Source organism: Mycobacterium marinum (assembly GCF_003391395.1).
GTDB classification, from domain to species: Bacteria; Actinomycetota; Actinomycetes; order Mycobacteriales; family Mycobacteriaceae; genus Mycobacterium; species Mycobacterium marinum.
Genome location: NZ_CP024190.1, coordinates 6,441,757 through 6,453,310, shown reverse-complemented (window position 1 = coordinate 6,453,310; position 11,554 = coordinate 6,441,757). Strand labels below are relative to the sequence as shown.

Annotated in this window: 14 protein-coding genes; 9 read left to right on the top strand and 5 right to left on the bottom strand. The window is 64.6% G+C overall.

All coding sequences use genetic code 11. The features are described 5' to 3' along the window. The first annotated feature begins 506 nt into the window (after positions 1-506). From rpmH to CCUG20998_RS27415, 9 genes are all read left to right on the top strand, one after another. The gene (gene rpmH / locus CCUG20998_RS27455) at positions 507-650 is read left to right on the top strand and encodes a 50S ribosomal protein L34 (protein WP_011742530.1); all 144 of its coding nucleotides are present in this window, start codon (positions 507-509) and stop codon (positions 648-650) included. Positions 651-673: 23 nt separating this feature from the next. Further along, a complete protein-coding gene (gene rnpA / locus CCUG20998_RS27450) occupies positions 674-1,036 on the top strand; it encodes a ribonuclease P protein component (RefSeq protein ID WP_036456819.1) in 363 nt (120 codons plus the stop codon). A gap of 26 nt (positions 1,037-1,062) precedes the next feature. Next, entirely contained in the window at positions 1,063-1,371 is a 309-nt protein-coding gene (gene yidD / locus CCUG20998_RS27445) for a membrane protein insertion efficiency factor YidD (RefSeq protein WP_011742528.1), read from the top strand. Continuing rightward, on the top strand, positions 1,355-2,470 hold the full coding sequence (gene yidC / locus CCUG20998_RS27440) for a membrane protein insertase YidC (protein WP_020731175.1): 1,116 nt from the start codon (positions 1,355-1,357) through the stop codon (positions 2,468-2,470). The genes yidD and yidC overlap by 17 nt, the downstream gene beginning before the upstream one ends. A 113-nt stretch (positions 2,471-2,583) precedes the next feature. After that, positions 2,584-3,132 (top strand): Jag family protein, encoded by a 549-nt coding sequence (locus CCUG20998_RS27435; RefSeq protein WP_020727093.1) that lies wholly within the window; start codon positions 2,584-2,586, stop codon positions 3,130-3,132. Positions 3,133-3,284: 152 nt separating this feature from the next. Then, on the top strand, positions 3,285-3,971 hold the full coding sequence (gene rsmG, locus CCUG20998_RS27430; RefSeq protein ID WP_020731174.1) for a 16S rRNA (guanine(527)-N(7))-methyltransferase RsmG: 687 nt from the start codon (positions 3,285-3,287) through the stop codon (positions 3,969-3,971). Beyond that, positions 3,968-5,101, top strand: a complete 1,134-nt coding sequence (locus tag CCUG20998_RS27425) for a ParA family protein (RefSeq protein ID WP_012396980.1) — start codon at positions 3,968-3,970, stop codon at positions 5,099-5,101. Before rsmG ends, CCUG20998_RS27425 begins: the two co-directional genes overlap by 4 nt. Next, positions 5,098-6,081, top strand: a complete 984-nt coding sequence (locus CCUG20998_RS27420) for a ParB/RepB/Spo0J family partition protein (RefSeq protein ID WP_020731172.1) — start codon at positions 5,098-5,100, stop codon at positions 6,079-6,081. The genes CCUG20998_RS27425 and CCUG20998_RS27420 overlap by 4 nt, the downstream gene beginning before the upstream one ends. Positions 6,082-6,551: 470 nt before the next feature. Further along, entirely contained in the window at positions 6,552-7,283 is a 732-nt protein-coding gene (locus CCUG20998_RS27415; protein ID WP_020731171.1) for a hypothetical protein, read from the top strand. Between the two features lie 39 nt (positions 7,284-7,322). Here CCUG20998_RS27415 and CCUG20998_RS27410 read toward each other — a convergent pair whose 3' ends face one another. The 5 genes from CCUG20998_RS27410 to sigM all read right to left on the bottom strand — a co-directional run bounded on the left by CCUG20998_RS27410 (position 7,323) and on the right by sigM (position 11,525). Beyond that, on the bottom strand, positions 7,323-8,543 hold the full coding sequence (locus CCUG20998_RS27410) for an N-acetylmuramoyl-L-alanine amidase (RefSeq protein ID WP_020731170.1): 1,221 nt from the start codon (positions 8,541-8,543) through the stop codon (positions 7,323-7,325). 131 nt (positions 8,544-8,674) lie between these two features. Beyond that, positions 8,675-9,028 (bottom strand): thioredoxin, encoded by a 354-nt coding sequence (gene trxA, locus CCUG20998_RS27405; RefSeq protein ID WP_015357726.1) that lies wholly within the window; start codon positions 9,026-9,028, stop codon positions 8,675-8,677. Then, entirely contained in the window at positions 9,025-10,023 is a 999-nt protein-coding gene (gene trxB, locus CCUG20998_RS27400) for a thioredoxin-disulfide reductase (protein ID WP_020731169.1), read from the bottom strand. The genes trxA and trxB overlap by 4 nt, the downstream gene beginning before the upstream one ends. A gap of 89 nt (positions 10,024-10,112) precedes the next feature. Then, positions 10,113-10,862, bottom strand: coding sequence for a hypothetical protein (locus tag CCUG20998_RS27395; protein ID WP_020731168.1), 750 nt, complete (start codon positions 10,860-10,862; stop codon positions 10,113-10,115). Between the two features lie 75 nt (positions 10,863-10,937). Then, positions 10,938-11,525: an RNA polymerase sigma factor SigM gene (gene sigM, locus CCUG20998_RS27390; RefSeq protein WP_020731167.1), complete on the bottom strand. Its 588-nt coding sequence runs from the start codon at positions 11,523-11,525 to the stop codon at positions 10,938-10,940. Positions 11,526-11,554 lie beyond the last annotated feature (29 nt).

Here is an 11,554-nt window from a genome sequence, read left to right as displayed (position 1 = left end):
GCAGTGGAATTATGGGCCACACTATCCACACCGTTATGCACAGGTGTGGAAAGGACGACCAATGGCGGGCCACAGCCTATCGGCAACGGCTCGCGATCTCCGCGCTGCGTACAACCAAGCGGTTGTCTGGGCAGCTAGTTGATCCGCCATCCTCGCTTCATTGTCGGCCGCCGTTTCAATCCGAAAACAGCACTGCCCGAAGCTAACAGTTTTCGGTGCGGCTGCCAACAGTTCTCTGGTATTCGGTTGAGGGTTGGCTGTGAGGGTGGTTTTGTGACCCAGATTTGGCGGTCGACTCGGTTCAGGGTGGGTCTATTGAGGCTGGCGAGGTTTGACCAGGAGAAGGCTCGTCAGTACCCTCAAACAGTCGCCCGAAAGTAGGCGATGCGGCTGCGACCTGAATCTTGTATTGAGGGACCGCGCCGGCCAGTAGCGAGACCACCTCCGGCCGACAGTGAGGATGTTGGCGGCCGGTTGGTTATGCCAGAGACACCGAGGAGAATGTCGTGGCCAAGGGCAAGCGGACCTTCCAGCCGAACAACCGGCGTCGAGCCCGCGTTCACGGCTTCCGTCTGCGGATGCGGACCCGCGCTGGGCGGGCCATTGTTACTGGTCGGCGCCGTAAGGGCCGCCGTGCATTAACTGCCTGATCGCAGCGCCGGGTTTCCCAGCGGTGCTGTCCGCACGCAACCGCATGAGGCGGTCGACTGAGTTTGACGCGACGGTCAGACAAGGGGTGCGCACCGTGCAGCCCGACGTCATCGTTCACGTCCGTCGGGCCAAGGAATGCGCTGCAGACAGCAGCCCCCGGGTTGGGCTGATCATCGCCAAGTCCGTGGGTACAGCAGTGGAACGTCACCGAGTTGCGCGTCGACTGCGACATGTCGCCCGTCCGATGCTGATGAACCTTCACCCGTGCGATCGAGTTGTGATTCGTGCGTTGCCGAGCAGCCGCCACGTGTCCTCGGCATGGCTGGAGCAGCAACTGCGTACCGGATTGCGACGGGCGTTCGAATCGGCGGGTGCCGACCGGTGACCTCGTCGGCATCGAGTGGCCCAGGCATGGTCAGAACCAGCGGCCGGTTGGCAGCGCGCGGACTCATTTATGTGATCGAGCTTTATCGGCACATGGTCTCGCCGTTGCGGCCGGCCTCGTGTCGTTTTATCCCAACCTGCAGTCAGTACGCGGTGGATGCGCTTTCCGAGTACGGACTGATTCGGGGCAGTTGGCTGACGGTCGCCCGACTCGCAAAGTGTGGGCCGTGGCACCAAGGGGGTTGGGATCCGATACCGGAGCGCCAGGGTTGCCGGGCCGACGAGGCTGGGTGCAGTCCCGCGGTGAAGCAAGGGGAGAGTGAGTTTTTTGTTTGATTTTTTCAGCCTCGACTTCGTCTACTACCCGGTGTCGTGGATCATGTGGGTTTGGTACAAGCTGTTCGCCTTGGTGCTAGGCCCCTCGAACTTCTTCGCCTGGGCGCTGTCGGTGATGTTCTTGGTCTTCACATTGCGCGCCCTGCTGTACAAGCCGTTCGTGCGCCAGATCCGGACCACGCGGCAAATGCAGGAGCTGCAGCCACAGATCAAGGCCTTGCAGAAGAAGTACGGCAAGGATCGCCAGCGCATGGCGCTCGAGATGCAGAAGCTGCAACGGGAGCACGGGTTCAACCCGATCCTGGGCTGTCTGCCGATGCTTGCGCAGATTCCGGTGTTCTTGGGGCTTTACCACGTGTTGCGTTCGTTCAATCGGACAACGGGTGGGTTCGGTCAGCCGCACTTGTCAGTGGTGGAGAACCGGCTCACCGGAAACTATGTCTTCACCCCGACCGATGTGGGCCACTTCCTGGACGCAAACCTGTTCGGTGCGCCGATCGGTGCCTCGATGACGCAGCGGGGCGGGCTGGACGCGTTCGTCGATTTCAGTCGGCCCGCGGTGATCGCGGTGGGTGTTCCGGTGATGGTTCTGGCCGGTGTCGCGACCTACTTCAACAGTCGGGCGTCGGTCGCGCGGCAGAGTGCCGAGGCCGCGGCCAACCCGCAGACCGCGATGATGAACAAACTGGCTCTCTACGTCTTTCCGCTGGGCGTGGTTGTCGGTGGGCCGTTTCTTCCGCTGGCCATCATCTTGTACTGGTTCTCGAACAACATCTGGACGTTCGGTCAACAGCACTACGTCTTCAGCATGATCGAGAAAGAGGAAGAGGCCAAGAAGCAGGAGGCGTTGGAGCGGCGGGCGGCCAACGCTCCCGCGCCGGGAGCCAAGCCGAAGCGCACACCCAAAGCGGTGGCGGGCAGCAATGGATCGCCAGCGGAGTCAGAGGACGTCTCGGACACCGACGCGACCGAGGCTTCGGGCGAGGAAGCGCCGTCCGGCGACACCAAGCAGGACAAGCCGAACTCGACCGCGCGCAACAGCTCGCCAACTAATCGAACGCCGCGCCCGGGTGCGCGTCCCAAAAAACGTAAACGGTAACCGTAGGCGCGTCAGCGCCGTCGGCTCAGCCGGAGCACCGGTGCTGAGCCACTAGAGAAAAGACCCCGCGAATTTTCGCGACCACCAACCCGTGACTGAGGGGAGATAGGGCTATGACCGAGGCTGACATCACCGAACTGGAAAGTGACGTGGCGGAGAAGACACCGCCGGCCGATGGCGCCGCCGAGGGTGACGACCTCGAGGAGCGTTTGGTCGCCGAGGGCGAGATCGCCGGTGACTACTTGGAAGAGTTGTTGGACCTGCTCGACTTCGATGGGGACATCGATCTGGACGTCGAGGGCAGCCGTGCGGTGGTGAGCATCGACGGTGGCAACGACCTGAACAAGTTGGTAGGCCGTGGGGGAGAGGTCCTGGATGCGCTCCAAGAACTCACCCGGCTGGCGGTGCACCAGAAGACGGGTGTGCGCAGCCGCCTGATGCTCGACATCGCCAGCTGGCGGCGCAAGCGTCGCGAGGAGTTGGCGGCGCTGGGCGACAAGGTGGCGCGTCGGGTGGCCGACAGCGGTGAACGCGAGGAGCTGTCGCCGATGACCCCGTTCGAGCGCAAGATCGTGCACGACGCGGTGGCGGCGGTGCCGGGCGTGCACAGCGAAAGTGAAGGCGTCGAGCCGGCACGGCGCGTCGTCGTTCTGCGCGACTGATCCGTGAGCGGATCGGGACCCTGCCGTAATGGGTGCCGATCGAGTTACAGCGATGTAGTTATTGCGGTTGCGGTCTGTTGGGTGCAAGAAGAGCGGAGAATGTTTCACGTGAAACATGGCCCGACTCACGAGCCGGCCGAGAGTTCGGTGCGATGACACAGCCCCTCGATGATGCCGCGTCGGCGATCTTCGGCCCGCGCCTCGAGCTCGCCCAACGTTATGCCGATTGGCTGGCCACCGCCGGGGTCGAGCGGGGATTGCTCGGACCGCGTGAGGTGGACCGGCTCTGGGAACGTCACGTCTTGAACTCAGCGGTGATCGGTGAACTTCTCGATGACGGTGAACGCGTCGTAGACATCGGAAGCGGGGCGGGTCTGCCGGGCCTACCGTTGGCGATAGCCCGCCCCGACCTCCAGGTCGTCTTGCTGGAGCCAATGCTGCGGCGCGTCGAATTTCTGCAGGAGGTCGTCACAGATCTCGGCCTGGCCGTGGAAGTCGTGCGAGGCCGCGCGGAGGAACGGTCGGTGCGAGAGCGCCTCGGCGGCAGTGATGCCGCGGTTTCGAGAGCGGTGGCCGCGTTGGACAAACTGACGAAGTGGAGTATGCCGTTGTTGAAGCGGGAGGGGCGAATGCTGGCGATCAAAGGGGAGCGAGCTCCCGATGAAGTGCGCGAGCACCGGCGTGTAATGGAGTCGTTGGGTGCCGCGGATGTCAGGGTAGTGCCATGTGGCGCGAACTACTTGCAACCGCCCGCAACCGTGGTGGTAGCCCGACGCGGGGACACGCGTGGGCCCAATCGACGGGTCTCTCCGCGGCGAACGGGGGGAGCACCGGCATGAGGCTGTTACGAATTCCGGTACCCGGTGCGGGAGCGTCCGCGGCGGCGAAGGATGATGCCGAATCCGGCGGTGCCGCCGGGGTGGACAAGGGATCGGACGCCGCTGCCGGGACACCGGCTGGTGTCGCCACCGGCGAGGCCGATGCGCCGGAGGCGGTGGAGGCGACCGGGCCGGACGCGGACGGGGTAGCGTCCGCGGCGGAATCGGCGGACAATCCGACGGTGAATGTTTCACGTGAAACATCGAGTGAGTTCGATACCCCAATCGGCGCTGCCGCCGAGCGAGCGATGCGGGTCTTGCATACGACCCATGACCCCCTGAAACCGCCGCATCAACGCCGGGTCTTCACCATCGCCAACCAGAAGGGGGGCGTCGGCAAGACCACCACCGCCGTCAACCTCGCGGCGGCCCTGGCGATCCAAGGACTCAAGACACTGGTTATCGATCTCGACCCGCAGGGCAACGCGAGCACCGCACTCGGGATCACCGATCGTCAGTCGGGCACCCCATCGTCATACGAGGTGCTGATTGGCGAAGTCTCATTACGCGAGGCGCTACGGCGTAGCCCACACAGCGACCGACTCTTCTGTGTACCGGCCACCATCGATCTGGCCGGCGCGGAGATCGAGTTGGTGAGCATGGTCGCGCGCGAGAATCGCTTGCGCAACGCTCTGGCCGAGCTCGACCAATTCGACTTCGACTACGTTTTTGTGGACTGCCCGCCATCGTTGGGCCTGCTGACAATCAACGCGCTTGTGGCGGCCCCGGAAGTCCTGATCCCGATCCAGTGCGAGTACTACGCACTGGAAGGCGTCTCGCAGCTGATGCGCAACATCGAGATGGTGAAAGCTCACCTCAATCCGGACCTGGAAGTCACCACCGTCATTTTGACAATGTATGACGGGCGGACGAAACTGGCCGACCAGGTGGCCGAAGAAGTCCGCAGCTACTTCGGTGACAAGGTCCTTCGCACCGTCATACCGCGCAGCGTCAAAGTCTCCGAAGCTCCGGGCTACAGCATGACGATCATCGATTACGACCCCGGCTCGCGCGGGGCGATGAGTTACCTCGATGCCAGCCGCGAACTCGCTCAGCGTGATCGACCACAGACCGGGAAGGAACGGGCATGACGCAGCCTTCGCGCAGAAAGGGCGGCCTCGGCCGGGGACTGGCCTCGCTGATACCCACCGGCCCGGCCGAAGGCGAATCCGGCGCGCAAGGCTTTGGACCCCGGATGGGTTCGGCCGCCGCCGACGTCGTCATCGGTGGCCCCGTCGCGGATGCCGCGGCGATGGGCGCGGTGTACCGAGAGATTGCGCCGGGGGATATCGAGGCGAACCCCCGTCAGCCGCGGCAGGTCTTTGATGAAGAAGCGCTCTCGGAATTGGTGCATTCCATCCGCGAGTTCGGCCTCTTACAGCCGATCGTGGTGCGCACGGTTGACGGAGCGCAAAGCGGTGCGCCCTACCAGATCGTCATGGGGGAGCGGAGGTGGCGAGCGGCTCAAGAGGCGGGGCTGGCCACCATCCCGGCCATCGTGCGGGAAACCGGCGATGACAACCTGCTGCGCGATGCTCTGCTGGAAAACATCCACCGGGTACAGCTGAATCCCTTGGAAGAAGCCGCCGCATATCAACAACTTCTCGATGAGTTTGGCGTTACCCACGATGAGCTGGCCGCCCGGATCGGCCGCTCTCGGCCGTTGATCACCAACATGATCCGGTTGCTGAAACTGCCGATCCCGGTCCAGCGGCGAGTGGCTGCGGGCGTGCTGTCCGCGGGGCATGCACGTGCACTGCTATCGCTGGAAGCCGGCCCGGAGGCTCAGGAAGAACTGGCAAGCCGGATCGTTGCGGAAGGACTCTCGGTGCGGGCCACCGAGGAGGCGGTGACCCTGGCCAACCGCAACGACGCAAGTACCCCGACACCGCCGCGGCGCAAGCCGATCCAGATGCCGGGACTGCAAGACGTTGCTGACCGGCTGTCGAACGCCTTCGATACCCGGGTGACAGTCAGTCTTGGCAAACGTAAGGGCAAGATCGTGGTCGAGTTCGGCTCGGTGGACGACTTGCAACGAATCATTGGAATAATGACCGATGCCGAGGCGTGACCAGCCACAAGCGGTAATTACGTCACTGTGACACTGCGTCGGTGCCGACCGCAGAAAAATCCACCCTCGGAATCCAAACCGGATGGAGAACTGCTGTGGCTCAGTCGAATTCGTGATTGGACCGGCTTTCAGACCAGCGCGGCGGAACCACAGCCGAGTCCCGCCCGAGCGGCCGGCGTGGTTCGGGGGGATCTGACGTCGGACTGGCCCGACACAAACCCCGGGCGGTCTGGAGTGGCTAGGCCAACACTGGCCCCATCCCGGCCCACTCTCTTATTCTGGAGAGGTTGCCGTTGGCACATCAGCCGGGAGACAACTGGCTGTTGCTATCGCCGTGTGACAACGCGAGCCGCGGGGCGGTTCGTGGAGGAGCGGGGCTGCCGACATCGCGTTGCAACGACGCGGGCCGGGCGGCTTAGCAGAGGTGCAAGAAACGATTGCTGCAGTACCGCACGGAGGCCAGGAGACTAGTGTCTGCTCGTATTACAGCGCTGCGGCTCGAAGCCTTCGAGCAGCTTCCCAAGCATGCGCGCCGGTGCGTCTTCTGGGAAGTGGATCCCGCGACCCTGGGCAACAACGACCACCTCGCCGACCCGGAATTCGAAAAGGAAGCCTGGCTGTCGATGGTCATGTTGGAATGGGGCTCGTGCGGCCAGATCGCCACGGCAATCCCGGACGAGCGTAGCGACGCTGAACCGGCCTGTCTGGGCTATGTGTTTTATGCGCCGCCACGAGCGGTACCGCGGGCCCACCGCTTTCCGTCCGGGCCGGTGTCCGCCGACGCGATCCTGCTGACCTCGATGGGCATCGAGGCCGGCGAGGACACCGAGGACTTGTCGCACAGTCTGATCGCCGGAGTCATCGACGAACTGGTGCGCCGCGGCGTGCGTGCCGTGGAGGCGTTCGGTCGCACCACCGCCGCCGCCGAGCTACAAGACTCGAATGCCGTCACCCCTGAGCTGCAACCGGTGCTGGCGGCTCTCGGTGACTGTTCGGTGGAGCACTGCATGCTGGACGCCGACTTCTTGATCGACGTGGGTTTCGTTGTGGTGGGGCCGCATCCGTACTTCCCTCGCTTGCGCCTCGAGTTGGACAAGGGCCTGGGGTGGAAGGCCGAAGTCGAGGCCGCGCTGGAACGGCTCTTGGAGAATGCTCAATTGCAGCAGCCGGTGGGAGCCGGCGCTGCGAGTTGCAGTCCGTAAGTAGACAGCACGCCAACGGTTCTGGCGGTATGGGCTGGTTTAGGAACCGCTGAGGCGGCTGGCTCGCTCCACGGACAGTTCGTGGGCCAGCAGCTCGGCGAATGTGAATGTGCCCGTGGGCCGGTCATTCTTGCCGAGCAAGTAGAGCCGCTTGACCGCGGCGAGAATACCTTCGGCGATGGCATCGCGGGTTTGTGTCGAGACCAGCAGCTCGCGATCGAGCGGGTTGGTGATGTAACCGATGTCGACCTGAACGGTAGGCATCCGGGTCAATCGCAATAGATCCCAGGTGCGTCCGTGTGTGCGGCAGTCCTGTAAGCCCGTGCGTGCCACCACTTCTCGCTGAATGAAGTCGGCGAGGTTGCGGCCGATGGTCGATACCGAACCGTGCGAATTACCGAAGTGAAAGGATGCGACACCGTTGGCCGAAACGCTGGTCTGAGTTTCGCAGCGCAGACTGATCATCAGGTCTGCACCAACGGCATTAGCGGTAGCGGCCCGCTCGGCATCCGACGGGCTGGTGTTCGCCGGCCGGGACAAGAAGGTCTCCATGCCGATTGCCGACATCCGGCCTTCAAGTCGACTTGCCAAGTCCCACAGCACGTCCGCTTCGCTGACCGGTCCGGCTTCACCGTGCGCGATCAGGCCACGGTCGCTACCTCCGCGGCCCGGATCAATGATGATGCGCTTGCCCGACAGCTTGGGACCTGACCGGCGGACCAGTTCCTCTTCCCGAATCGCATGCGGTGAGCCACCGCTGACGCGTGAACTCAGAAAGTACAACGACCGCAACGTCTCTGGACCGCAGATACCGTCGGCGGACATCCCGTACTCGCGCTGGTAGGACATCAGCGCATTGTGGGTTTGGAGCCCGAAATATCCATCGACCAGCCCGGTGTAGAAACCCAGGTCCTGTAGGCGGGCCTGCAGCGTCGCGACGTCATCACCGTAGAGCGGCGCACCGAACTGGTGATAGAGCGTGCGTGCACCGAGGCGATAGGAGGCCTCTCTGAGCGCTCGATAGGTTGCCTCACCGACGATGCCGTCGACAAGCAGTCCCCGATGTTGCTGGAAGGCGCGCACCGCGTGGTCGAGCTCGGGGTCGAACAGCTCGAGCGCGATGTGGCGCCCGGTGCTCAGGTCTTCGTCGGGATTGTCCAGCATGCCCAATGCGGCCAGTGCAGCCCGGATCTCCGCGACGGCGGCGCTGCGGTCACCACAGCGCAACGTGTCGCCGTCTTCGCGGCGCGGACTCGGCATACAAGGGCCCTCCGGGACTAGCGGACATCGCTGACAAGTGCACGACAATTAATTGGCATTGTCGCAGATCCTCGCCGATTTCGGGAAACCCCAAGCCAGTCGGGGAGCCGTTTCGGTGGTGCGAACGACAGTTAGCCCAGGTTGGGAACCGCGTCGGATAGCTCACGCAACAGCGCCGCTTTGCCCTTGGCCCCAACGATGCGTTTCACCGGCTCGCCGTCTTTGAACAGGATCATCGTCGGGATGGAGACGACCTGAAAATTGCGGGCCGTTTCCGGGTTGGCGTCCACGTCGAGCTTGGCCACGGTCAAATTGTCCGCACGCTCGGTAGCGATCTCTTCGAGCACCGGCGCCACCATCTTGCACGGCCCGCACCACGTTGCCCAAAAGTCCACCAGCACAGGCTTGTTGCTGGAAAGCACCTCGGTGGAGAAGGAGGCGTCTGACACCTCGATGGTGGCGCTGGACTTTTCGGAATCGGTCATTGCTGTGCTCCAATCAGCGTGTCGGTACTGTCGGCGTCTCCAGTTGCTTCATGTTCGGCCAGCCAACGCTCGGCGTCTATGGCCGCGGCGCACCCGCTGCCGGCGGCGGTGACCGCCTGCCGGTAGGTGCGGTCCACCAGGTCGCCGGCGGCGAAAACACCTTCCAGCGAGGTGCCGGTGGTGCGCCCGTTCACCAGCACGTAGCCATCGGGGTCGACGTCGACGGCGTCGCGCACCAGGCTCGATCGCGGTTCGTGCCCGATCGCGACGAACACGCCGGTTACCGGCAGGGTGGTTTCTTCCCCGGTGACGGTGTCGCGCAACTGCAGTCCGGTGACGGTCGTCTCCCCGTCCACTGCGTGGACGATCTTGTTGGTCAGGATGCGGATCTTGTCGTTGGCCTGGGCCCGATTGATCATGATCTTGGAGGCCCGGAACTCGTCACGACGGTGCACCAGGGTCACGCTGCGGGCGAACCGAGTGAGGAAGGTTGCCTCCTCCATCGCGGAGTCGCCGCCGCCGATCACCGCGATGTCCTGGTCGCGGAAGAAAAATCCGTCACAGGTGGCACAGGAACTCACTCCGCGCCCCAGCAGCTCCTGTTCGCCGGGCACGTGCAGGTAACGCGCGGCCGCGCCCATCGCCAAGATCACCGCGCGCGCCCGATGGGTCTCTCCGTCAGAGGTGACAACAGATTTGATCGGTCCATCCAGCGACACCGACTCGACGTCTTCCATGCGGAGGTCGGCGCCGAAACGGAGCGCCTGCTCGCGCATCTCGTCCATCAACTCCGGGCCGGTGATCCCTTCGCGAAAACCGGGATAGTTCTCCACTTCCGTCGTGGTCATCAGCGCGCCACCGAACGAGGTGCCCTCGAATACCAGCGGAGCCAGCTGAGCACGGGCGGTGTAGAGCGCCGCGGTGTATCCGGCGGGACCGGAGCCGATGACGATCACGTCGTGGATGGTGGCGTCAGCAGAAGAGTCGGTAGTCATACGGGCCTTTCGGGTACGGAGGCGATCACGACTATGAACGCAAGCGTAAGCACTGCTGTTCCCGCCCGCTGCGTCGCACCGGCATGCCGCTAGGAGTCGGGGAGTCGGGGCAGCGTGGTGCTGGCGAGCAGACCGGTGTCAGCCGCGCTGCAATTGAGCGCGACCGCATAGACCGCCAGATCGGCGGGGGCATCGCCGGCCAGCACCAGTAATACGCCTGGACGGGCATTGATGTCGACGGGCTGCGCGCCCAGGATCGGAGTGGATGCCGGGTAGCCGAGGCCGCTGAGGCAGGAGGCGCGTCGCGAGGGATCGGCAAACGGACCGTAGTCGGGGGCGCGCTGGAGCAGGTCGAGGACCTGGTCGTGTGAGAGCGGAATCACTGGAGGCGGCGTGGAAACTGTGATGTGCATCGCGGTGGGCGGGCCGCTTGGGGTCGGCTCGGGTGCGGTGATCAGTGCGGCGGTACCGAGTCCAATCGCGGCGATGAGCGCGATCAGCCCGGCGATGCCGGCCAGGATCTTGTTCGAGTTGGGGCGGGGGCGCGCGGCGTGGGCGGCGGTGGGGCCACCCGACGTCGCGGACCGGACCGCATCGGTGATCCTGGTGGGGAGGCGCGGGGGAGGATCGCCCAACCCGGACGTGTCGGTGCCCGCCTGGGCGACGTCGCGGCGCACGCGTTGTAACGCTTCCAGGGTTGCCGCCGCCTGCGGGTCGGTGCGGATTCGGCGCCGGACTTGGGCGGCGGTTTCATCGTCGAGCAGACCGGCCTGCAGGTCGGCGAGGAGCTCGACGGTCAGCGCCGGGTCCGTGTCAGTTTCGTCCTCGGCCTCATTCATCCGCCCCAGTGTCCGCCATGGCGGGCTCGCTGGCTACGGGCAGTCCCCGCCCGGCGGGTATCCCGGCCGGTCGGGCTAGCTCATGTCCACGGCGTTGATGTCGGCGTCGAGGTAGCCCAGCAGCCGCGCGAGCCGGGCCCGACCGCGGGCACAACGGCTCTTGACGGTGCCTTGGGCCACGCCCAAAAGCAATGCCGTGTCGGCGATCGAATACCCCTGCATATCGACGGCGACCACCGCGGCACGTTGCTCGACGGGAAGGCGCATCAGGGCGCGGCGCACCAGGATCGCTGTCTCGACACGGGTCGTCGCATCGGGCACCGGGTAGACATCTTCGAGTGGCACGGTTGGCCTGGACTTGGCCCGGCGCAGCCGGTCCAGACAGGCATTGACGACGATGCGGTGCAGCCAACTGGTGACCGCCGCGTCCTGGCGAAACGAGCCGGCACAGTTGTGCACCGAGATCATCGCTTCCTGAAGCGCGTCCTCGGCGTCCTCCGGGGTTTGACTGGTGAGCCGCGCCAGGTGGTAGAGCTGCCGATGATGGCGGCGAAACAGCTCCTCGAACGCGAGCTGTTCCCCGGCGACGAAAGCCGCCAACAGCTCGGCATCGGTGCGCTGTCGCGCGGTGTCCCTGCGTTGCCGCTTGCCCCCGAAAGCCACGGGCGGACATTAACCAATGCCGGGCCGTC